A 24755-nucleotide genomic window follows, 5' to 3' on the forward strand; every position below is an offset into this window, starting at 1 on the left:
GAATGCTTTAACAATAAGCTTAGGGGGAATTACATTGAGAATCGAACACACCAAAAAAATTACAGCTACACTGGCGCTAATATTACTTCTTACGGCCGGTCTGGCTGGCTGCGGAGGTTCCAAAGAAGAGAACGCCGGGGGGAATACGGAAGAAGCGAGCAACAAACAAGTGACGATCAAGGTCAGTAACTGGCCGAAGCCGAATGAGGAAGCCAAAATTGCCCAGTATGAGCAGGTTATGGCGAAGATGAAAGCTAATTTTCCGGATATCATTGTGGACAAGGATGAATGGGGGTATGACGTCAGCTCTTTCCTGCCTAAAGCGGCCAGTGGTCAGCTTCCAACGGTTTACGAAACCTTTTTTACAGAAACAAGCAAAATTATCAAAGCAAATTACGCAGCTGATATAACGGATACTATGAAAAAATATGGTTATGATCAGGCGATCAATCCAGATCTGCTTAAGATGGTTACTAAAGACGGAAAATATTACGGGATTCCGAAGGACGGATATGTCATCGGCATGCTCTACAATATGAATCTCTTTAAGGAAGCTGGTCTGTTGGACGATAAAGGCATACCAAAGTTCCCTAAGACATATGATGAGCTGGCAGAAACCGCGCAGATCATCAAGCAAAAGACTGGTAAGGCGGGAATGTTCCTACCAACAAAAAGTGGCCAGGGCGGTTGGATGTTCATGAATATTGCCTGGGCTTACGGCGCGGAATTCGAAAAACAGGTAGATGGCAAATGGCAAGCGGTGTTCAATTCTCCAGAAGCAGCGGCAGCACTGCAATATGTGAAGGACTTGAAATGGAAATATGATGTTCTGCCGGACAATAATCTGGTGGATGTTACGAATGATATGTTCCGCTTGTTCGGAACTGATCAAGTCGCTATGAGCTTCGGCACGAATGACTGGTCTCCAGTCATCCAGCAGCAGACTAAAATGTCTAAAGATAATGTGGCAATGTCCGCACTTCCAGTCGGACCGATCGGTAAACCTGTAACCCTGCTCGGCGGTGGTCTATATATGTTCTCGCCTAATGTAACACCTGAGCAGATTGATGCTGGATTCAAATGGCTAAAAACCTACGGATTCACTCCGGAATCCTCAGAGGAGGCGTTGACTGGTTGGGATATCGAGAAAAAGACACTGAGTGATCAGGGGCTGATCGTAGGCCCATACGGACTGCGGATTTGGACAGATGAGAAGCGGATCGGTGAAGAACAGAAGATTCTCGACAAATACAACAATGTAAACTTGGATTTGTTCCGTGATTATATGGACAACGGCAGTAAAGGCATGCGGGCAGAAGAGCCGGTCAACGCTCAGGAATTGTACCAGAAGTTGGATATTGTACTGCAAACCGTCCTAACGGACAAAAACGCAGATCCACTGGAGGTTTTGACTAAGGCTGCTGAAGAATTTCAACGTGATTATCTCGACAAGGTGAAATAAACACAGTCAAACGGCGGCGTCGTCCTTCTAAAGGGCGGCGATGCCGTTTCTGCGTACATTGCCAAAATCTACTCTAAGGGATAAAGGAGAGGTGCATTATATGGCAGCAAAAGAATGGGGAGACTGGAACGCGCGATGGATCTGGCCTTTGGACGAGGAAGGAACTGAAAGTTGGGAGCAGCAACACGAGCGGGTGTATTTTCGCAAAATGTTTGAGCTGCCAGCTGGAGCGGGGAGGGCCTACAGTCTGAATTTGGCCATTACAGCTGACAGCCGCTACAGACTCTTTGTTAACGGGCAGCGTTTATGGGCCGGTCCTTGCAAGGGTCATGGTCATGTACACTATTATGAGGAGTTCCATTTGAATGACGTTTTGCAACCAGGTATAAATGTGATTGCTGTTATGGTAGTTCATTATGCTGGGACTTCGCCATTTGAATTGGGTGAAGACGGTCCTCTATCGATTTGGCGCTCGCAAAAAGGCGGCTTGCTTGTAGAAGCGGATGTTATGAACAATGGGCAGATTGTACAGGAACTTAATACGGATACCTCATGGAAAAGCATTAGGGACCACAGCTACCGGCTTCAGCCGTTTCCGATTATGCGCTGGATGGGCGGATTGGAAGAGGTGGAGGGGGACATGTCGCTGCTGAATTGGATTCTGCCGGAATATGACGACAGCGCCTGGCTAGCCGCAGGGATTGTACAGCCGGTGCGGGATGATTTTGGTCAATTAACCCCCTGGCAATTGGCGGAGCGACCGATTCCGCTGCTGTATGAGCGGGATCAGCTCTTCCTGAAGCTGATGCGCAGCAGCAGTGGTGAAGGGGAAGCCCTTTTTGAAAACGGGCATAGTCTGGAGCTGCGGAATGAAGCTGGTGGAGCTTCGCGGCCATTAGCAGGAATACACGTGGAAGCGTGGCAGCAACTCTGGCTGGAGCTGGATGCAGGAGAGCTAATCACAGCTTATCCGCAGCTTAAGCTTCTTGGGGGGAAAGGTAGCCGGATCACCCTGCTGTACGCCGAGTGCTACGAGAAAGAGACTGGAGATGACGAGATCCGCCGCAAATCCATCCGTGATGATATGCAGGAGCATGTGTTAAGAGGAGGATATGACTGCTATCATCCTGCCGGTTATGGCTCCTCGGTGCAGATGGAAAGCTATGAGCCTTTCTGGTTTCGTACCTTCCGGTATATCCGGCTGGAGGTGAATACTGGAGCCGAACCTTTGACGATATCCGGCTTCAGTTATCGGGAGACCGGATATCCTTTGCTGCAGGCAGGAAGCTTTCATTGCAACGATGAACGATATAACCAGCTCTGGGAGCTGAGTGTCCGAACACTTCAACGCTGCATGCATGAGACCTACGAGGATACGCCGTATTATGAACAGTTGCAATATACCATGGATACCAAACTGATGATGGAATTTACGTACCTGTTATCAGGAGACGACCGATTGGCACGGAGGGCAATGGAAGATTACAGGGCTTCGCAGCTGCCAAATGGCATGTTGCAAAGCCGATACCCCTCCGTGCTGCCACAGGTCATCCCCTCCTTCTCTTTATATTGGATCGGGATGATTCATGACCACTACAGATCCTTTGGAGATCTGGCACTGGTAAATCGGTACCGACTGCCACTGTTATCCGTATTGGACTGGTTCGATCAGCGACTGACACCGCAAGGTCTGGTGGACAGAACGCCTCGCCAATATTGGAATTATTTTGACTGGGTAGAAGAATGGCCACTTGGTGCACCAGACTGTACGGATGATACACCTGCGACCATGCTTAGTTTGATGTATGCGGCCGCGCTGGAGCAAGCGGCTGAATTGCTTGCAGCCAGCGGCTGGACACAGATTGCTGGTGAACTACGTCAGCGAAAAGCCGCAGTCAACGCTGCAGTGCTGGATTGTTGTCGCCAAACGAACAGCCTGATGTTCCGCGACAGCCCGGCGGCAACAGCGGAAACACAGCTGAGCCAGCATACGCAGGTCTGGGCGATTTTAGCTGGCACGGTGGACGCTGTAGAGGGTGCAGCACTACTAGAGATTACAATGGCTGACACATCACTGGCTAAACTTTCGCTGCCGATGAGCTATTATCTTTTTCGCGCGTTGGAACATTGCGGATTGTATGACCGCTCCTTCGGACTATGGGCTCGTTGGATGAAACAGCTGGATTTGAACCTCACTACACTCCCGGAAATGGACTCTGTTGGAACCAGAAGTGACTGTCACGCCTGGAGCGCTCTCCCGATCACTGAGTTCACAAGAGGGATATTGGGTGTCCGGCAAGGGATAGAGGGAATAACCGTAAAGCCACATTGCGGCGATCTGCAACAGGCCAGTGGAATCGTAAGCACAAGTCTGGGTCCAATACATGTAAAATGGGAAATCCATTCAGAAGCGGGACATAAAAACTTCCATTTTGAAGCTAACTGGCCAGCCGGTTCGGCGATTACAATTATCTTGCCTAATCATGAAGTGCTGCTGACAGATGCAGGTTCTTTTTATAAGGCGATCGACATTAGTCACTTTAGCTGATAGTCTGATTTCAATTGATCTTCGTTTTCGTTGATTCATACACCAGAGGGGGATGGGGAGTTATATGTTCAGATCATTCGGCCGCAACATCCGCCTTGTCCTGGTGCTGTTTATTACCGTTTACATTGCCGCTTCGAGTTTCATTTTGTACCGTACTATGGAGCATAGAAGTTTGGATATGTTGCGGCAGTTGTCCGTTCAATACACTGGCCAGCAGCATAAGAACACTCTTTTGTTCATGAACTGGCTAGAGGAGACCTCCAAGCTTATCTCCAACAATCAGGTGGTACAGAATGCGTTGAAAAAACCAGCGTACGACGGAGCGATTTCTCCTATACTTGAGGGCATTCGCTCCTCTAGCAGTGACATTCTCGGCATTTATATTTGGGGTGAAGCAGGGGGGACCTACTCCTCGAGCAATGTGTCTGGGCTTCTCCCCTTTACAGAGATCAAGAAAGTTCCGGGGATGGAACAATTTCTGGATAATCGGGAACAGGCTTTGCGCTGGACGGTGCTGAACCGGGAACATCTGATGAACGCGCCTTCTGATCTGCGCGACCGTCTGCTGCTTGAGGTGAAAATTCAAAACACGGAGGGGCAAATTTTAGGTCTGCTCTCGCTCGAAGTTGAAATTGACAAGCTGTACAGCTTCTATCTGTCAGGTAAGAATACGATCTACGGCGAGAATGAAGTTTATCTGCTGACAAGTAACGGAAAGCTATTGAATGCGGCGGATGTTCCCATGAAGCGACTGCAAGAAGTTAGAACAGCGCTGGGCACACAGAAAATGAATCATCCGGCTAAGCCGGAAGGTCAAGAAGGTATCGCCAGTAGTGATGCAGATCTACTTGAGCGTGAAACGGCCGACGGCTTGATTTTGCTCTATCCGCTGCCCGAATCGGACGAGCGGATTGTCACCTATATCTCTGCAGACGGAATGAATGCAGAGCTGCGGACGTTTAAGTATTTAATGATCGGATTAAACATCATGGTGTTCATAGTTTTCTGGTTGCTGATCTCAAAGCTTAGCGGCAGTATTGTTAATCCGCTGAAACAGTTATACTTGAAAATTAACTCCACGATGAAAGACTAAGATTGGTAGTCAGAATCTATGAAAAATAGCTGTGGAATTTCAGGCTACCCGCTAAAGTCAGCAAAAGGTCACTGACTTGCAGTGTTTATATCTACTCAGACATAGAGGTGTCCTCCAAAGTAATTTAATTGGTTGCTTATGCTTTGGACGCTTTTGGTGTTTTTAGTAGAATGAATGGGAGTAGAGGGAGATGGGATCCACAAAGTAACCTTTGTTTCACTAATATATCTCTCTGGCAGATAAAACTAGTGTGCTTTAGCTGAAGTGTATTTCATACAACTAAATGAGGGCAATTAACGTCTGAGGCAATGTTTAGTTGCATTCACTACACTTATTATTCGAGAAAACAGTCCTAGCCAACAAAATTGGAAACTATAGATGTACCAAATACACTTAAACGTCCGCTCTTTGCAAAATAGGGCGTTTTAGTTGTACGAAATACAACTAAAACACCTCTAATCGGAAGGAATCTAATTCGTCTGAGTCATCTGAATGTGGGGTTGGACAAGCTAAAAAAAGTTGCGGAATTCAAACTACTAGTACCGTCTCACTCTGTTAAAGGTTATAAGTTAGAAATAAAGGAACCTTATCCGCTTGTTCTTAGTCAATCAGTTTCAAAAGTTAGACTTCATTTTTTTGATGAATCAGGAAAGACATATTTATTTGGCATTGAAGAACATAAGGCTGTTGGTTATAAAATAAACCGAGTTGTCACTAGTTTAGATGTTCGTAACCAGATAAGTACAACAAGAACTATAGTCGAGGATTTTAAATTTAATGAACGTGGAGAGAAAATTAACATAAACGGAATCGAAGGGCGTTTTGAACCATGGGCTAATCATACACCAGGAGGATACCTTCGATGGGTACAAGATGATACTTTCATTGAATTCGACAGTGGGGATTTGACTAAAGAGGAAATGGTCGCGTTAGCAAGTTCAATGAAATGATTAAGTGGTTGAACAAAAGGATTATGATTTCTGAGGGCTTGCCATGGTAATGCTCCTCTTTTATTTATTGAAGTGGCATTTTTAATAGTGTGGAGGGAGAATGATCGATGAAAGGTCGAGTTTATGTAGAGTATAGGCGTTGAGGTTCGTAATGGACACCCTTCCTTTGGAGATGAACTAATCGGAGGGCTTAATTCACTTGGCGAAAAGTCAGAATAACTATCTACACTACTCACACGATAAAAAAAGAAATCGCACTTTATGAGTAAAGTAGATGTACCACCTACCTCTCAAAAAAGGAACGATTTCTTTGTAATGTCCGCATTCATTAACAATCTTAGCTAATTGGGCAGCTCCTTCTTCAAGCTAATCGTAACCGTAGTGCCTTGACCCGGAGTGCTGGAGATGCTTAGCCCATATTGAGGGCCGTATTCCAGCTTAATCCGTTCGTCCACATTTCGCAGGCCATATCCGCTCTGGAACAGCACATCTTCCTTGGCTTGGCTAAGTGTCGCGCCGTTGGCAAAGCCGACTCCGTCATCTGCCACTGTAAAGCGAATCTCATCCTCCAGCAACTCGCCCTTAATCCAAATCCGGCCCATGCCACGTTTCTCACTGATACCATGTTTGATCGCATTTTCTGCGATAGGCTGAAGAATCAGCTTCAAAATGCGGACCTTGCGCAGCGATTCCTCAATGTCGTATTCAATCTCGAATTTATTCGGAAAACGCATTTGCTCGACAGTCACAAAACTTTCCACTAGGCGAATTTCTTCGTCGACAGTGACGAATTTGTCGCCTTTATGCAGGCTAATCCGAAAAAAGGTCGCCAGAGAAGAAATTAGCCGCTCAATGTCGGGCTGCTTCTTTAGCCGGGCAATCCAGGCGATCGCATCCAGTGTGTTGTAGAGGAAATGAGGATTGATCTGCGATTGCAGCGCAGTCAGCTCGGCTTTGCGTTGCTTCTCTTTCTCTTCATCCTTTTCCAGCATTAATTGGCTGATCCGTTCTACCATCTGATAGTAACTGTTCTCTAGCTGGAAAATCTCATCGACCTGTGCCCGCTGCTCATAGACAGCAGCTAAGTCTTTTTTGCCAAACAGACTCAGCTTCTTCTTCAAATTCAGTAGTGGACGGGTGATTTTGGCCGCCAGATAAAAGGAAAGAATCAGTAGGACAATGAAGGTAACACTGGCGAAAAGAAGGGCATTTCGGTTACCCTTGGCAATTCCCTCCAGCAATTTGTGGCTAGAAATCACACTGGTGAACTCCCAGCTAACGCCAAGCGTCTCCAACCTAGGATTCAAAGGATAAGTAGCAATGATGTAGGAGTTACCGTTATCTGACCAGGTGCGATAGCCTTCCTTCTGACCCGGATGAAGGGGGGCGTTCTCCTCCAAAAAATTGCCCAAGAGGCGCTTGTCGGGGTGAGATATAATCCGGTCGCTGGAAGTCAGGAAGGAGTAGCCAATGCCAGTGAAACTGGAGGAATAAAGATCAGCCAAGGCGGATTCTCTGACATAGATGATGACAACCCCGATATTTTGCCCCGTATTGAAGTTCCGGAATTGCTGTCCGAAAGGAATATAGGCATTGCCGTCACCATCCCGTTTGATCTCACCGACAACAGGCATGCTGCTCTCCTGTATCCGTTTAATAAATAAGGCTTCGGGAACCTCAAGCATCTGCTCCTTGGACTGATAAGAATAAAGCATATTGTCATTTGTGCTTATAATCACATTGCCCACGAGAGCATTCTGGGTCAGCATGCCGTCGATGATAGCTCCGATCCGTGATTCCTTGTCTGTTACCGGCAGGGAATCGTTATTAATGATCTGGTAAATATCACTGTTCACTAGAAAGCGCAGAAACAACATCTGAATATCATCGACCATCAACTCCACACTGAGACCAATTTGGCGCTGAGTCTGGACGACATGGCGGTACAGATCCTTTTGAAGATAGGTATAGGAATAGAAGTTGAAAATAACAAGCATCAGCACCAGATGCAGTGACAATCCCACTAACAGAACAACAACAATCCGACTTTTGATCTTGAACCTCCGCATCCAAGAATTAATCCGGTTGGCCATCGTTAGCTTAACCATAGGTTTTTGCATATTCGCTCGGGGGAATGCCCGTCATCTTTTTGAATATCTGGCTAAAGTATTTGGAGTCAGTGAAACCAACCTGATTGCCCACCTCATAGACCCGGTACATCGGATTGCGCAGCATACGTTTGGCTTCTTCAATCCGATATTCCGTCAGACATTCATAGAAAGTCTTGTTCAAATCTTTGCGGAATAGATGCATTAAATGGGTTGGACTGACGAACACCGCAGCAGCAACCATCTCCACGGTAATGTTCCCAGCATAATGCTCCCGGATAAAAGCGAGGGCGTCTCTGATTTCACGCCGGCATCGAGCTCCGGCCTCTTCTTCAGCGTACAACACGCGTTCAATACCAGACAATGCACGCTGCGCAGCAAGCGAAGCCTGTTTGTATGAATCTACGATTCCGTTCCATTCTTGAGTTGGTTTGCCGATGCCTACGCTAAGAGCCTGGCCGAAGTGCTGCTGGCTCCATTCCGATAGCTGCTTACCTAATCTGCGGGCAGAATCACCGGCAAGCTCAGGTTCATCAGTTCGGAGAATCATAACCCACTCCAGATGACTATCGCGGAATAGACAGAGCTGTTCAAAAGAATACGCTTCCAGAATAACCGCTGCTTCATCCACCAACGCTTTGCCTACATCAGTTCCTTGAAGACCATTATCAGCAGGGAAGGCTATGGACAGCGGCAGCATAGCTTTTCCTGGTTCCAATTGCAGCTCCAGCAGCTTTATTTTGCTGGTAATGAATTCCTCACTATGCAGCTGGCCATGCAGTAAATCCTGCCAGAATTGTTTGGATATCGCGGCAATTTCCTCATTAAGCTGCGAATATCGCTTGGAGAGTTGCTTTTTCCCCAGGATTTCATCACCAACGCTTCTTACTGTATCTGCGAGTTCTTCTATGTTAATGGGCTTTAACAGATAGGTGGAGGCGCCATAACGCAATGCAGCCTGTGCATATTGAAATTCGTCATAACCGCTGAGGACGACAATACCTACGAGCATGTCCTGCTCCCGTATTTTCTCGATGAGTTCAAGACCATTCATATAGGGCATACGGATATCGGTAATAATCACATCCGGGCGGTGTTGTAGTGCAAGCTCCAAACCCTCCTCACCATTGCTGGCTTCTCCTATGATCTCAACGTTGTATTCTGCCCAGTCTATGGTTTGAGTGATGCCCATACGAACCAGATATTCATCATCTACTATAAGCGCTTTCAACATTGGCCTCACCTCGAAGTAGTTTCTAATATGTCTTACAGCCATTATAAACATGAAACCTCTTTTAGAGGAGCGATAATTTCTTAGTTGTCAGGATCACAAACGATTTCGCAGTATGTTCCCCGGTGGCTTTGTACAACGATAACCTCATAGCGGATGTTCTAAATATTTCAACAGCTTAACAAACCGTTTCATAGGATTCCATCCTAACTTTTGCAAAATGTACTGTGATAGACTTTAACCGTAAAAGAGCGGTAAGCGCTTTTATAAATACATGACATCGAAATTGAACGCTGTAGGAGGAGTACCCTTGATGCAAAATTCATTTATTCCATTCGGGTTTCAATATTACCGTTCCCCGACCCCATTCCGGGATCAATGGGAAAAAGACCTGAGCAATATTGCCGGGCAGGGCTTCAATTGTGTGAAATATTGGGTGCAGTGGCGCGCCAGCGTGTCCAAAGAAGGGATCTACGAGTTCGATGATATTCAGGAGCTGATGGATATTGCTCAACGGAACGGCTTAAAGGTCATTTTGAACGTGATTTTCGATGTGGCGCCAGCCTGGTTTTATAAAAAACATCCTGATTCCAAAATGATCACAGCAGACGGTTCCGTACTGGAACCAAGGTCAATTAACTGCCGCCAGATTGGCGGAGCTCCTGGACCTTGTTATCACCATGCAGCTGCAGCCACGGAGAAGGCGAAATTTCTGTCGGAAACAGTGAAGACATTCAAAGATCATCCTGCACTCTGGGTGTGGGATTTATGGAATGAGCCTGAGCTGACGACAGGGATTAAGCGCAAGTTGTCATTTGACAACCAGGTATGTTATTGCGGGCACTCCGTGCTGGCATTCCAAGAATGGCTGAAAAATAAATATATTACTCTGGAAGCTCTGAACGAATCATGGCAGCGGACTTACGGAAACTGGGAGGAAGTAGAGGCACCGCGTGGGCAAGGCGTATTCAATGATTTGGTGGACTGGCGGCTATTCATGTCCGGTACTTTAACAGATGAGCTGCGGAGCCGGGTAGATACTGTGAAGTCACTAGATCTGCTGCATCCTGTTATGGCACATACTGTGCCAGCTCCTATCTTCAATATGATTACAGCAGGTTCAGACGACTTCAAGCTGGCTAAACCCTGTGACCTGACAGGCAATAGTCTGGGGTCCTCAGCCTGGTCAGCTGATTTGCTGATCTCAGCCGCCAAAGGTAAACCGATCATCAACTCGGAGATTCATGCACTGCCGGGCAATACGGCGATGAAACCGCGCCAGCCGGAGCTGCGAGAAATGAAACGGCATATTCTGACCCCGCTCGCCCGGGGTATCACGGGATATCTGTTCTGGCAGTATAGACCGGAGGTATTGGGACAGGAGGCTCCAGCTTGGGGCAGTGTATATTTGGACGGCAGTCCAACCCCATGGTACAAGGATATGGCCCAACTAAATAAGCTTGTGCAAGACAATAAGCAAGAGCTTTTACAGGCAAAACGGCGTGGGGACGGGATTGCTATTCTATTCAGCCCACAGAACCAAATCGCAAACTTTGCTGCCCATGATCATTTGGACACCTATAACGATTCCCTGCAAGGCGTCCATAAACTGCTACATGACCTTAATTATAAAGTGGAATTTCTGCATGAGTCGGATGTTACGGAACAGACATTGGACCAATACCGCTGCCTGTGGATGCCTTATCCACTGTATCTGAACCGTAAACTGTGTGACCTCCTGCGTGAGTGGGTGGAGAAGGGCGGAATTTTGATTTCGGAATGCTCCTTCGGAGCGCTTCAGGCAGAGAATGGCTGTCACAGCTATACAGTTCCCGGTTACGGATTTGATGAAGTCTTTGGGGTTCGGGAGACTTGGATTCATTCTGCCGAGAATCTGGATCATAGCTATCATCAGGTAGCATTCGAATCACGGACGGCGATCCCACTCGTTAATGTATTGGAGCACAGCAAGGAAGGGGAAGCAGCCGCAGATGATAAGGCACACGGCTCCTATTACAAATCAGATATTGCGCTGCAAAGTCATGTGAAGGTCCTAGCCGAATTTGCCGAGGACAATATGCCTGTGTTGACGGCCGCCGCTTATGGCAACGGGTGTGCTGTATGGTTCGGTACCTTGCTTGCGGCTGCCTCTTGGCAGGATGGACATACCGGAACGCTACAGTTGGTGCGCGATCTTTTACAGCAGGAATTGAAGCTACAACCGAATGTGCATGTAAGCGGCGGTGTCCGCGCCGACCTTTCCGAGTGGGAAGTTGCAGAAGACAGAGGTGCGTTCCTCTATGTGCATAATGAAGGGAACATGTTGGCAGAAGCCAAAGTTACGCTGCCTGCCAATTATACTTCAGCAGAGCCATGGTTTGATGATGGGAACGCCACAATCCAGCCAATAAATCCGTCTGAACCTTCAACAACCCAACTGTCTATACGGGTAGAAGCTGGAGATGTTCAAGTATTTCGATTATCTTAGCCGGCAGCAGTTAAGATCGAAGATTAAAGAGCTGGTGTAAGCCAGCCAAAGGAGTGTATCCATTTGGGTTTGTTAGATTATGTTAATCCATTACAGGGGACTAAGTCGGATTTCCGCTACTCACACGGCAATACGCTGCCGCTTACAGCGATGCCATTTGGCATGGCGGCTTGGAGCCCGCAAACCCATGAAGCAGGGGGGACCTGGTTCTTCCATCCGCACCATCGCCACCTGGAGGGTATACGACTAACTCACCAGCCCAGTCCTTGGATCGGAGATTATGGACATCTGACACTGTTGCCGCAGACTGGACCGTTATTGCTCAGTCCTGGTTCGCGATCTTCTTCCTTTAAACCGGAAGAGATGCAAGTGTCCCCACACTACTTCGGAGTGACTCTTCAGCGATATCGTACCCGACTGGAGCTGACCCCTACAGAGCGCTGTGCGGTGATTAGAATTACATACGCTAAGGGACAGCAGAACAGGCTCATAATAACACCGCTGAAAGGCGAGTCTCAACTCACCTTTCAACCGGAGAAACGCAGGATCATCGGCTTTACAAGGGGGCATACCGCCGGGGTACCCGATAATTTCGCGATGTATTTCGTCTTCCAATTCGACACAGACATTCTCATGGAGGATTCGGGAATCTTTGACGGGGAGTACCAACCTTTAGGGACGTATGAAGAAACCGGCGATAAGCTGGGCGCATACGTAGAATTAAACATACCGGAATCCGGTGTAATAGAAGTGAAATGCGGCACTTCCTTTATTAGTGGGGAGCAAGCGCAATTGAATCTCGATCGGGAGGTTGGTGGGCACAGCTTCGGAGAGATTTTGAGCAAAGCAGAGGCAGGCTGGGAAGAACGGCTGAGCCGTATCGTTGTCGAAAGCGCGGATGATGAGAACCTCCGTACCTTTTACAGCTGTATGTACCGGATCTGCCTGTTTCCTAGAACATGGCATGAATATAACGAGCAGGACGAGCAAATTCATTACAGTCCTTTTAACGGCAGCATATGCCGGGGTCCAATGTATTCAGATATCGGACTGTGGGATGTATACCGGACTAGCTTCCCGTTATACAGTATCATGTTTCCATCCTTGCTCGGTGAGATCATGCAGGCTTGGACATTAGCTTACGGTGAAAGCGGCTGGCTGCCAAAATGGCTGTCACCGGGTGAACGCAGTGCCATGCCCGGCACACTGATCGATGCGGCAGCTGCGGATGCCGTGGTTAAGGGCATCGGCGGCTTCGACGTAGAGCTACTATATGAAGGTTTGCTGAAACATGCAGATCGTCCGGCAGCGGACGAGAAGCTGGGCCGACGAGGGCTTGAATTGTATTTGCAGCACGGTTATCTGCCACATGATCGTTTCCATGAAAGTGTAAGTAACACGCTGGATTATGTATACGGAGATTTCTGTATTGCTCAGGTTGCCAAAGCACTTGGCAAAATGGATGACTATGAGCGTTTTATAGCCCAGGCCCAGAATTATAAGCTGCTATTTGATCCGACGGTTGGGTTTATGAGAGGTCGCAACGAGGACGGTACTTGGCAGGAGGAATTTGATCCCCTAACATGGGGTGATCCGTTCTGTGAAGGCGGGGCTTGGCAAGGGAGCTGGGCAGTGCCCCATGACTTCCCGGGATTAGCCGGGCTAATGGGTGGCGAGGAAGCTTTTGTTCAGCGTCTGGACCAGTTAATGGCCGAGGAACCGATATTCAAAGTGGGTTCTTATGGCTTGGAAATTCATGAAATGTCAGAAATGGCCGCGGCCGATCTGGGGCAGTTTGCCATCAGCAATCAGCCCAGCTTTCATATTCCTTATATTTTCGCCCGACTCGGGGCGTTGTCCAAAACACAGTACTGGGTTCGCAAAACCATGGCTAAACTGTTCAACAGTGGAATGGATGGGTTACCCGGTGACGAGGATAATGGCAGTATGGGTGCCTGGTATATTTGGAGCGCCATCGGCCTGTATCCATTAAGTCCCGGGATTCCCGAATATGTGCTGGGCAGCCCTCTATTTGATAAAGTAACGATCCAGCTTGAAAATGGGCGGCAATGGGTCATTGAAGCGGAAAACAACAGCTCCACCAATGTATACAGTAAATCGATTCACTGGAACAATGCGCTTTGGAATCACCATTCTTTGCCTCATGAAGATATTATGAAAGGCGGCGTCCTGAGCTTCAGTATGTTTTCGGGGTTAGCCCCAACATAAGAGCAATGCTAAGCAGTCCGGAACACTCCGGGCTGTTTTTATATTTATAGATGGAGCATCTTGCTCTTTTTAGGCAAATGGTGAAATGGCAAACCATTTCGCAGCATTCCCGCCTGTTTTTTCAAAGGTAACATGTCTAAGATCGAAGAGAATGAAAGCGCTTAATATGAGTGCGGAGAGGAGGAATCAACTTATGACTTTAAGACTTCATTCCAAAAGAAATCGACTTATCACTATTCTGTTCGCAATGATTGCAGGAAGCCTGCTGCTGATTGGCGCGATGAATGTGCAGGCTCCACAACAAGTAGAAGAACCACTTCTGACCCTTAACGGACAGGAGGTCACTGCAGCGGAGTTCAACTGGCATCTTCAAATGAATCGGGCACTGACTGCTGATTACTTCAAACAGACCTACGATGCCGACTACTCAGAGAAATTCTGGTCTACCGACTATTCCGGCGAAAAACCAATCCACAGGTGGATAAAAGAATCCCAGACGCAGCTACTGACGAAGCGGATGGAGTTGCAGCTTGCTCAAGAAGCAGGAGTGGTATCGGATATCAGCTTTGAAGGTTTTCTAAAAGGAATGGGGCGTGAGAATCAACGGCGGAGTCAGGCGGTAGCGAATAAGGAAGTGGTGTATGGTCCTCTTCATCTGGAAGCGCAGGCCTATTACAGTTATTACATGAGCAACCTTGAGGATGCCACGATTGAGGCAATGCGCAGCAACGGAGGTATCGTGATTTCAGATGAACAGGTAAGGCTGGAATATGAAGCAAATCTAGCTGCTAAATATTCTCGGCCGGGAGCTATACGTCTTGAATGGGCGTCACTTCCTTTTGGTCCGGAAACAGAATACAAGGATCAGCAGGAGGCCTTGGAGAAAATGGAATTGCTCAGGGCAGCAGTAATAGCAGCAGAAATAAGATCAGACACTGGCATCCATCAGCAGGCAAAAGAGCTTGGTATAAACCTGGGCGAAGTCAAAATAACAAGTGCTTCAAGAAGAACAGCAGCTCTGGAAAATCCTAAGGTATTGCTTGCTGCAGATCAGCTTGCACCGGGACAGATTAGTGGCTTGTTTGCTGAAAATGGGGCCATTCATCTACTTTACTGTCTATCGGTAGAGGATGCAGGAGTTGAACCTTTCAATCAAGTGAAGGATGCCATCACACTTCATTTGGTGCAGCAAAAATTTAGATCCATGGTGGACGATCAGTTAGGCAAAGTTATCGCAGAATGGAATTACCCGATGGCCGAAAGACTCGCAAACCAAGCCAATCAATAAATATTCAAGGGGGAATCCTACAACAATGTTAAAAAAACTCGCAAAATCACTGCTAATGATAGTGCTGATCTTCACGGCAGTGTTCCCTGTAATGGGTGCTTCTGCCCATGCTGAAGAGACGTATGCCGATGATTTCTCTGCTCTGCCAGCAGCGGAGCTGCGTTCGGAGAATTGGCTGATTGACAGCAGCAATCCTCAATTCTTCGGCGGGGATGCTACGCGGTTGGTCAGGACATCCACGGATACTGGTTATGCTGTTTATTCATTAACAGGGATTCAGTCGTTTACGCTTCAGGCCTATTATTTCTCTGGCTCAACAGCCGTAATCAAGTTCAACGGATCGGGTGATGCGACAGCGTGGACGGAGATTCCGGCCATTAATGACAGTCCCACAGCAACTGGTTCTGGTTGGTATGGAACAGTATACACGCCCACAGGTGCACTTCCGAATGATATCAATTATCTCAAAATCGAGATCAGCGGCGACCTCGACACCTGGTTGATGCAGCTTGGACATCTTACGCTCTCCAATATATCACTTGTACCCCAAAGGATTAACGATGAGATTGATGACGTTTCACAGCTCTATGCATTTAGTACAAATTGGTCTTTAGATACGAGCAACCCTACTTTTTTTGGCGGAGATCACTCTCGTGCGGTGAGAACAGCAGATTCGGCAGAATCACTTGTGTACCATTTGCATAATTTGCAGCATTTCATCATCCGTCTGCATTCCTTTGCCGGCTCTAGCGGAAGCATCAAGTTCTATGGGTCGGCGGATGCATCCTCGTGGACAGAGATTTCAGCGATACATGAAGCTCCACAGGCCACAGGAGATTCAGCTTGGACAGGGACGAATTATACCCCAGCCCAAGGGGTTCCTTCCGGTATTCATTATTTAAAAATCGAGCTCAGTGGCGATTCCGCCCCTTGGCTTATGCAGCTAGGTTCAGTCTCCATATCCAACCAGTTGCCTGAAGGTGGAGGGAACAGCGGAGGAGACGGTGATTATTACGTCGATTCAATTGCGGGCAGCGACAGCAATGATGGAAAAACACCAGAGACCGCCTGGAAGTCCTTCTCTGTAGTTAACCAGACTACCTTTGAGGCTGGAGACCGAATTTTGTTAAAGAAGGGCGGAATCTGGAACGAACAATTATATCCTAAGGGTAGCGGAACAGACGATAAACCGATAACAATCACTGCCTATGGCAGCGGAAGTAAACCGACTATCAATGGTGGAGGCATGGCCGGAGCAGCTGTATACCTGCGCAACGCCTCAAACTGGAGCATCCGGGATTTGGAGGTCACTAACTATGCTTCCGAGAGAGGAACCGTTTACCGGGAAGGCATAATGGTGGAGAACGCAAACGGAGGAACATTAAGAAATATCCGCATCCAGGATAACTATATACATGATGTATCAAGCAGCTTCCGTTATCCGACAGTTTCCGGTGCAGAAGGTGGTCCACATGCGTTCGGTGGAATCTCCGTATATGTGGGCGGAACGACGGGCACGGACAAATTTGATGGGGTATGGATCGAAGGTAACACGGTCGAACGAATTGGACGGACAGGAATTGTGGTATGGGATCAGCGTTTCAACGGAGCCGACTATGCTACGGTCAATGTTACGATCCGCGGAAATTATGTCAAACAAGCAGACAGCGACGGCATCCTCACCTTCGGTGCGGACGGAGCGTTAATTGAGCATAACATAGCAGAAGAAGGTGGGAACTACTCCGAAGAAGGCGAGTTTAACGGCTCAGCCGCAATCTGGCCGACCCGGGGCAAGAATAATATCGTGCAGTTTAATGAGTCCTTTAACACAAATAAACCAGAGGGAGATGGTCAGGGCTTCAATCTGGATATCGATACTATGGACAGTGTAGTTCAATATAATTACAGCCATGGCAATAAGGGCGGATTCATGCTTTTTGTCGATGCCCGTTTAACTCCAGGAGTGCTGACCGGTTCCTCTAACAATGTAGTCAGATACAACATCAGCCAGAATGATCTGACGCATACGTTTAATTTTGCAGGCGGGGTTACGCCGGATACGCAAATCTATAACAATACGATCTATATCGGCACTGGGCAAAATACCAAAATAATCGACCATGAATGGGACGACGCGGGAAATATCAACGCTCCCTATACGTTCAGGAATAATCTGGTCTACAACCTTGGACAGGGAGGTTATAATCTGCCCGGGGTAAATGGCAGCTTCGACCACAACCTGTTGTATGGAAATCATCCGGTAAGCGAGCCGGAAAATACGAATCCCGTCACAGCGAATCCGCTCTTGGTTGCTCAGGGCAGCGGTGGAATTGGCTGGAATACAGTGGACGGTTACAAGTTAAGAGAAGGCTCCCCTGCGCTTGGGACTGGTGCAATCATTGCAGACAACGGAGGCCGTGACTATTGGGGCAACTCTATCTCAGCAGAAAATCCACCGAATATCGGAGCCTATAATGGACCCGGACTTGATCCTGCCACACTGCCTGAAGCACCTGTGGATGATCTGCGATTATATTTTCAAGGCTTAAAAATTGCTCCTCATATTACAGATGGTAGAAACGGAGGCATCTCCCTTCAACTTCAGTTTACAAACAGTTCTGGAGTAGACCCTCTGAGAATTAACAAAATTTCCTGGAAAATAGGGGAAGGAAGTGGCCAGATTAGCGGGAGTCAGCTGCAACTGGCCGAAATCGCTCCTAATAGCCGATTTACTTATCCAATTCCTTTGCCGGGATTCTCTGAAGGCGTTAAATATCCCCTAGAGTTGACTGTTGACCTTGAAGGTTATGAGTCAGTTCACCTCAAGCAAAACATAGATATTAACCGGATGCAGCATCAGACAGATACAGGAACTCCCGCGCTGATTGATCTTGCAGACGGAACCCCTTTGCTGAGCGGGTATAACGGTGTGGATGATCTTAGCGGAACAGCACAACTACGCTGGGACGCGGATAACATCTATTTGACCGCCGACATCCGTGATGATGTATTCAGCCATAACGCTTCCGGGATTAATATTTGGCAAAATGACAGTATTCAGTTCAGCCTTGCTCCCGGTGTACCGGGCGATAGCCAATCCTGGTATGAATATGGAATTTCGCAGACACCAGAGGGGCCACAAATTTACCGTTGGCTGTCTATGAAGGGAGCCGCTACCGGATTGTTGACCAAGGGAACACTAAGTGTAACCCGAAATGAAGCGACTAAGATTACCTCATATGCACTGGCACTGCCGTGGAGCGAAATAAGTCCAATTCGAGGAGTGGGAGGCAATGTCTTGAGCTTCTCGATGTTGGTCAACGATAATGATGGTGCGGGCCGAAAAGGATATATTGAGTGGGGATCAGGCATTGGCGCTGCGAAAGATGCGACACTCTTCCGTACCTTCCAGTTTATGAATGTCGAAGATGAGGAGGAGACGCAACCGAGTGATAATGCTGATTTAAGCCTTTTGAGTATAGAGGGTTCAGAAATTCCCGGGTTTGACCGTAACACACTTTCCTATACAATTAACGTGCCCTTTTCTAAAACAGCCGTGACTGTAACAGGGATACCTTTAGATCCGAAAGCCAAATTAACAGTAACAGGCGGAAGTGAACTTAAGGTAGGAGAAAATAGAGTCGATATCAAAGTTACGGCTGCAAACGAAACTACAACAAAAAGCTACATTTTGAATGTGGTACGGAGTGAAGACCGCGGGGGAACAGATACACCCGACAGTTCGTCCGGCAACAATAATGACGGGAACAATAGTAACAGTGGAAACAGTGGAGGGAAAATAGTTCATCCAGTGAATATAATCTCAGCCGGACGTATTCAGATTCAGGATTCACCTGATACTGAAGGAATGCGCCTTGTACAGCTTCCCACTGGAGAAATTAACAAAGCGATGAAGGGAGTGCAAGATGGTGCATTGGTACTTGAGCTTACTGCGGAGGAGGCCATTGCCCGTAGTGTTACTTTTCAAGTGCCCGTTACCGAACTAAAAGAGAAGGTTACCTCCCTTAAAATAAAAGCAGGAGCCACCATCATAACGCTCCCTATTGAGAAGATGGGTGGCAATATTCCGGAAGGTTCCAAGCAGTTGGAGCTATCCATTCATATTGTTGATCCTTCAACCCTTTCTGTTGCATTAAAAGAGAAATGGCAAACGCATGCCGTGTACCGGATCTCCTTGATGGTAGACGGAAAGCAAATAGAAACACTAGGTCAATCTGCGGCAATGAAGGTCTCGTTTGGATATAAATTGAATCCTAGTGAAGCGCCGAATCAAGCCATCGTCTATTCTATTACCCGCGAAGGGCTGGCGGAAGTGGTCAAAAACTCCAAATACGTTTCAGGTACAGGGAGCATCACGTTCACAACACGGAACTTCGGATTATACGCTGCGGCGAATGGAGATATACACTTCTCTGATATCAATTCGGACTTCGCTGTTATCCTAGAAGCATTGGCTTCCCGTGACCTGGTGCACGGCACAGGCGATGGCAAATATGAGCCTGCCCGCCAAATCACCAGAGCGGAGTTTGTTCAACTGCTGGTATCGGCACTGGAGCTTCAGGCTGAGAACAGCAATACTTTCGAAGATGTGAGTCCAGACGCTTGGTATTCCCAAGCTGTCTCAACAGCTCAGGCACTAAAGCTGGTTAACGGACGCAGCGAAAGCTTATTTGGCGCAAAAGAACCGATTACTCGCCAAGAAATAGCTGTTATCTTATACCGCGCTCTGAGCTTAGTTTCACTTCAGCCGGATTATTCCAGCAAAACCGTAGTATTTGCTGATCAGAAGCAAATCGGAGCTTATGCCAGAGAAGCGGTTGAGCACCTGCAGCAGTCAGGAATTATCAATGGTTATTCCGACGGCACCTTCAGACCACTGAATCTGACCACCCGTGCGGAGGCTGCAGCTTTGATTTATAAAATTTTGGGATTGTAATCATCACAAAAAAGCTTGAGCCAAGTGTATTTGGCTCAAGCTTTTTTTCTCTTGTGAGTATAATATATTATTTCTTCAGGTTGGCCACGCAACATATCTCATGTCCGCGACTTTCGCCTTGCCATTTGGCTAATAATGCCATTCGTTCTACAAATGGAGTATTCGGCCCATAGTAAGGATGCGCATCGATCAATACATCGGAAGCGGGAACCAGCTGCCGCGTGAATATCGAACTGATCTCAAATCCAGCCTGATTGAGTAAATCACGCACATTAGCCTCCGTGTAATGATACAGGTGATCGGGTTCAATAAATAACGGTGATTCAGGTCCGTAGACTTCATTGGTTATTGAATGGCTATTGGGAATACTGAAATAAATTTTCCCTTGTGTTGTCAAAAGAGTACGAATATCTTTCAAAAATGCAAATGGATCGGAAATATGCTCAAGCACATGCCAGAACACTACCGCATCATAACGAGGAAGATCAGGATTTTCAGCCGAGTCCGAGTCATCGTCTTGAGTTCTTTTCCATTCATCTTTAACCAAATCCACACCATATTTATATTTGGCATAGGCTCGAGACATTTGTGAGGGTTCAATGCCCATCGCTCTCCAGCCGCCATTTCCAGCCGCATGTAAAAATTCACCTGTTCCAGAGCCAATCTCTAGCAATGCTCCTTTTTCTGGACTGAACATTTCCAGCAGCATTAAATTAAAGAGAGCATGATCTGAATAGGTAGCTTGAGCATATTTTTCACGCATTGCAATCCATTTTGTATTATAAATATCTGCGATTAAGCCGGTTGTATCAATCTCTGCAATATACGCTCTAAAGATAAGACCGCAGTTGCTACACCGCATCAGCGTAAACGAATGATACTCATGGAATACCGTGATAGCTGGGGCAGGACCACACAAAATACATTGCATATAAAATACACCTCCGTTATTCATTTCACATACTCCTCCCAGGCTACTAGCTTGGGGTTAGGGCATCATAGTTCAATTGGAGTGCTTGGAGTGGGTTTTATTTCTTTCATTTTATTATCAATCTCGATAGAATATGCTAGTCTCACTAATCCTAGACAAGGTCAAACTTCAATAGATTTATAGTATAGCTTTCTAGGAATTTAATATTAGGTGGCGCGGATATTGGGAATCCTTCCGTTGTCGTTGTGCTTGATTGTAAAGGATGAAGAAGCAAGCACATTCCATGATTACGCCAAAAGATTGTTGGCTTCGGAAATGCCTGTTACTATTGGAATTAGAATCGTCTCATAGATTGGAGTGACAATGTTATGAAGGTCATTATTTTTGGAGCAACAGGTATGGTTGGTCAAAGCGCGTTGCGTGAATGTTTGATAGATGATAGAGTTCAAGAAATACTTACGATTGGGCGTAAAAAGACGGAGCATCACCATACAAAACTAAGACAAATTCAACTATCCAATGTAGCTGAATTATCAAGTATACAAGATGAAATCACAGGTTTTGATGCATGCTTTTTCTGCCTTGGGGTTTCCTCTGCTGGTATGAAGGAAGATGACTATAAAAAAGTAACATATGATATCGCGCTATCCGCCGGAACAACATTAGCAAAATTGAACCCTCAAATGACCTTTGTATATGTTTCTGGAAGTGGGACGGATAGTTCAGAAAAAGGACGCTCTATGTGGGCGAGAGTGAAAGGGAAGACAGAGAACGATTTGTTGAATCTACCTTTTAAGGACGCATATATGTTCAGACCGGGTGTGATTCTACCCCTATATGGCATACAATCCAAAACAAAACTGTATCAGATTTTTTATGATGTGATGAAGCCACTTTATCCCTTGCTAAAGAAGTTAAACAGTGTCATTACATCTGAACAATTGGGACGAGCCATGATTCAAGTAACGATTAACGGTTATCCAAGACCCCGAATAGAAAGCAATGAGCTCAAATCCACGATCAGGAGGTTAAATCAATGAACATTATCATTAGACAAGAAAAAGTTCAAGATATTAACGAAGTCTACCATTTAATCCAAAAATCATTTGAAAATGCGGAACATTCAGATCATGATGAACACAATTTAGTAAATAGACTAAGGAGCTCGACAAAGTTTATTCCAGAGTTATCACTTGTAGCAGAATACGAGAATAAGATCGTCGGTCATATCCTTTTTACAGAAATACTAGTGGGTGATCAAACTCTGGTTGCGCTTGCACCTGTTGCAGTTCTGCCAGAAATGCAAAGCAAGGGCATAGGGAAGCTACTGATTATTGAAGGGCACAAAATCGCAAGGCAGCTAGGATATAAGGGCGCTGTCGTTTTGGGTCATGATAAGTATTATCCGAAGTTTGGTTATAAAAAAGCTAGTCAATATGGTATAAAAGCACCCTTCGAAGTAAGTGACGCTAATTTTATGGCTATTGAGCTTATGAATGGTGGTCTCTCAGATGTCCAAGGTGTTGTAGAATACGCTAAAGAGTTTTTTGGAAATTAGATTAAACGTAAAAAGTGGAGCAAATGCTACGGCAGTTGCTCCACTTTTTTATTTGTTTACAGAATCATTTAGCACCTTTAAAAAAAGGATTGTGGAAAAGCCGAACTGAAAACGGCTTGACGAACAACTCTATCCTGTATAAAATTAAGCAGTGATTTAGTAAATTAGTAAATTAGTAAATTGGAGTGAAGCAATGAAAATATCAAAAACGTTAAAGCATAATCCTATAGCCATGTTGGAGAGTTTGAGAAAATAAAAAAAACAGAAAAGGATTTGGGGTATTACTATGTTTTCTAATCGTTATGTTCGAACAATTATCCTCTCCCGTGTGTTGTTGCAGCTCGGAATATGGATACGGAATTATGCCGTCCTTCTTTATGTTTCTGAATTGACAAATAATAATCCAGTAGATGTATCTTTAATATCGGTAGCTGAATTTGCACCGATCTTTATATTTGGCCTGATTGGTGGGACCTTTGCCGACAGATGGCGGCCGAAGAGAACCATGGTATGGAGCGATTTGTTATCTGGCCTGTCCGTTGGGGTGGTGCTGATTGCGGTCATGAATGGCGGATGGGTTGCGCTTCTTGTCGGATCTTTTGTATCTGCCAGCTTATCTCAATTTTCTCAGCCTTCGGCGATGAAGCTGTACAAAAGACATGTGCCAGCTGAACAGCTGCAGGGCGTCATGGCGATGTCCCAAACCCTTGTCGCTGTCTTTACGGTTTTGGGACCCGTTATTGGTACGTTTATTTTTATTAAGTTTGGAATTATCGTATCTCTGATCCTGACAGCCGTTATGTTTCTGGGCTCTTCGCTTATATTGTCTTCCCTTCCTCGGGATGAAGAAGAATCGAGGTCAGGTAAAGCCAGCGGCTTCATCAAAGAGTTAACGGCTGGCTTACGCTACATCGGGTCGAGTAAACCCTTAAGAACACTTAGTTTAACTTTCTCGGCGGTGGGATTGGCATCAGGACTAACTCAGCCGCTTCAGATTTTTCTTGTCATTGAGAATTTAGGTAAGGACAAACAATTTCTTCAGTGGCTTGTGATGGCTAGTGGGGCAGCCATGTTAGTAGGCGGAGCTGGAATAATCGGGATAGCCAAAAAAGTAAGGCCACAGCTATTGCTTATGATAGGCTTACTTGTCAATGCCGTCTGTACGGTTGGAATGGGTGCTTCCAAGCAAGTTTGGCTGACGATTATTTTCTTGGTGATCAGTGGTTTGTTTTACCCTTGCATTCAAGGGGGGATTCAGACACTTCTTGTGCGAAATACCGAAGGGGCCTTTATTGGCCGAGTTTCAGGAGCAATCATGCCTATTTTTATGGGGATGATGGTGGTTGGCATGTTCATTTCCGGCTACCTCAAGGATACGTTCTCCTTGATGGGCGTATTTATGGCGAGTGGTGTATTTGTGATTATCGGTGCGCTTTTTCTGCTTCCTATTGTGGTTAAGAAACGAAGTAAAGTGGAGCTGGAATCGCTGGGAAATTGAAATTCCAACTACAATTACCATGAATTAAATATCTACGATAAGGAGAGAAAAATATGGATATGAATAAACGCAAAGAGCTGATCGAGGAGTATAAACAAATTAAGATTTATATGGGTGTTGCTCAAATCAAAAACCAAATTAACGGCAAAATATTTATCGACAGCTATCCTAATTTGAAAAACAAATGGCTTACCCTGCAAATGCAGTTGGATTCAGGGAGATTTGCAAATACACAGCTCCAGAAGGAGTGGAACGAATTCGGTGCGGATGCGTTCACCTATGAGGTAATAGAACAGAAGGACATAGATAAGGTAACTGATATTCGCTGGGAACGGAAGAAAATCTTAAAGCCATGGTTAGAGAAATTACAGCCTTACGGAGACAGAGGGTATAACAAACCGCGAATTGACTAAC

At 46.3% G+C, this 24755-nt stretch carries 15 protein-coding genes; 12 read left to right on the forward strand and 3 right to left on the reverse strand.

The genetic code is table 11. The annotated features are described in order from the left end of the window. Positions 1-34: 34 nt before the first annotated feature. The 4 genes from M2444_RS02955 (at position 35) to M2444_RS02970 (ending at position 6053) form a co-directional block, all read left to right on the forward strand. Entirely contained in the window at positions 35-1462 is a 1428-nt protein-coding gene (locus M2444_RS02955) for an ABC transporter substrate-binding protein (protein ID WP_280786220.1), read from the forward strand. 100 nt (positions 1463-1562) lie between these two features. Then, positions 1563-4010, forward strand: coding sequence for an alpha-L-rhamnosidase-related protein (locus M2444_RS02960; protein WP_179283550.1), 2448 nt, complete (start codon positions 1563-1565; stop codon positions 4008-4010). A gap of 64 nt (positions 4011-4074) precedes the next feature. Next, positions 4075-5103, forward strand: coding sequence for a cache domain-containing protein (locus tag M2444_RS02965; RefSeq protein ID WP_280786221.1), 1029 nt, complete (start codon positions 4075-4077; stop codon positions 5101-5103). Between the two features lie 500 nt (positions 5104-5603). Continuing rightward, positions 5604-6053 carry a DUF4367 domain-containing protein gene (locus M2444_RS02970; RefSeq protein WP_280786222.1) on the forward strand — a complete coding sequence of 150 codons (450 nt, stop codon included), beginning with the start codon at positions 5604-5606 and terminating at the stop codon, positions 6051-6053. A gap of 341 nt (positions 6054-6394) precedes the next feature. Here the strand turns inward: M2444_RS02970 and M2444_RS02975 are convergent, their stop codons facing one another. Together M2444_RS02975 and M2444_RS02980 are read right to left on the reverse strand one after the other, a co-directional pair. Continuing rightward, entirely contained in the window at positions 6395-8173 is a 1779-nt protein-coding gene (locus M2444_RS02975) for a cache domain-containing sensor histidine kinase (RefSeq protein ID WP_280786223.1), read from the reverse strand. Beyond that, positions 8154-9395: a response regulator gene (locus tag M2444_RS02980; RefSeq protein WP_280786224.1), complete on the reverse strand. Its 1242-nt coding sequence runs from the start codon at positions 9393-9395 to the stop codon at positions 8154-8156. Before M2444_RS02980 ends, M2444_RS02975 begins: the two co-directional genes overlap by 20 nt. Positions 9396-9705: 310 nt before the next feature. On the opposite strand from M2444_RS02980, the gene M2444_RS02985 reads away from it, so the two are divergent. The 4 genes from M2444_RS02985 to M2444_RS03000 all read left to right on the forward strand — a co-directional run bounded on the left by M2444_RS02985 (position 9706) and on the right by M2444_RS03000 (position 20354). Next, a complete protein-coding gene (locus M2444_RS02985; RefSeq protein ID WP_280786225.1) occupies positions 9706-11880 on the forward strand; it encodes a beta-galactosidase in 2175 nt (724 codons plus the stop codon). 63 nt (positions 11881-11943) lie between these two features. After that, positions 11944-14109, forward strand: coding sequence for a GH92 family glycosyl hydrolase (locus M2444_RS02990; RefSeq protein ID WP_280786226.1), 2166 nt, complete (start codon positions 11944-11946; stop codon positions 14107-14109). A 193-nt stretch (positions 14110-14302) separates the two neighbouring features. Then, on the forward strand, positions 14303-15397 hold the full coding sequence (locus M2444_RS02995) for a peptidyl-prolyl cis-trans isomerase (RefSeq protein WP_280786227.1): 1095 nt from the start codon (positions 14303-14305) through the stop codon (positions 15395-15397). A gap of 25 nt (positions 15398-15422) precedes the next feature. Next, positions 15423-20354, forward strand: a complete 4932-nt coding sequence (locus tag M2444_RS03000) for an S-layer homology domain-containing protein (protein ID WP_280786228.1) — start codon at positions 15423-15425, stop codon at positions 20352-20354. A gap of 67 nt (positions 20355-20421) precedes the next feature. Here M2444_RS03000 and M2444_RS03005 read toward each other — a convergent pair whose 3' ends face one another. Next, positions 20422-21309 carry a class I SAM-dependent methyltransferase gene (locus M2444_RS03005; protein ID WP_280786229.1) on the reverse strand — a complete coding sequence of 296 codons (888 nt, stop codon included), beginning with the start codon at positions 21307-21309 and terminating at the stop codon, positions 20422-20424. Between the two features lie 344 nt (positions 21310-21653). Between M2444_RS03005 and M2444_RS03010 the strand changes: the two genes are divergently transcribed. From M2444_RS03010 to M2444_RS03025, 4 genes are all read left to right on the forward strand, one after another. Further along, entirely contained in the window at positions 21654-22325 is a 672-nt protein-coding gene (locus M2444_RS03010) for a Rossmann-fold NAD(P)-binding domain-containing protein (protein WP_280786230.1), read from the forward strand. Further along, positions 22322-22843 (forward strand): GNAT family N-acetyltransferase, encoded by a 522-nt coding sequence (locus M2444_RS03015; RefSeq protein ID WP_094868999.1) that lies wholly within the window; start codon positions 22322-22324, stop codon positions 22841-22843. The genes M2444_RS03010 and M2444_RS03015 overlap by 4 nt, the downstream gene beginning before the upstream one ends. Before the next feature lie 286 nt (positions 22844-23129). Continuing rightward, positions 23130-24341, forward strand: a complete 1212-nt coding sequence (locus M2444_RS03020; RefSeq protein WP_280786231.1) for an MFS transporter — start codon at positions 23130-23132, stop codon at positions 24339-24341. Between the two features lie 53 nt (positions 24342-24394). Continuing rightward, positions 24395-24754, forward strand: coding sequence for a GIY-YIG nuclease family protein (locus tag M2444_RS03025; protein ID WP_280786232.1), 360 nt, complete (start codon positions 24395-24397; stop codon positions 24752-24754). The last annotated feature ends 1 nt before the right edge of the window (position 24755 follow it).

Source organism: Paenibacillus sp. PastF-3, from assembly GCF_029893135.1.
Lineage (GTDB): Bacteria > Bacillota > Bacilli > Paenibacillales > Paenibacillaceae > Paenibacillus_AQ > Paenibacillus_AQ nitricinens.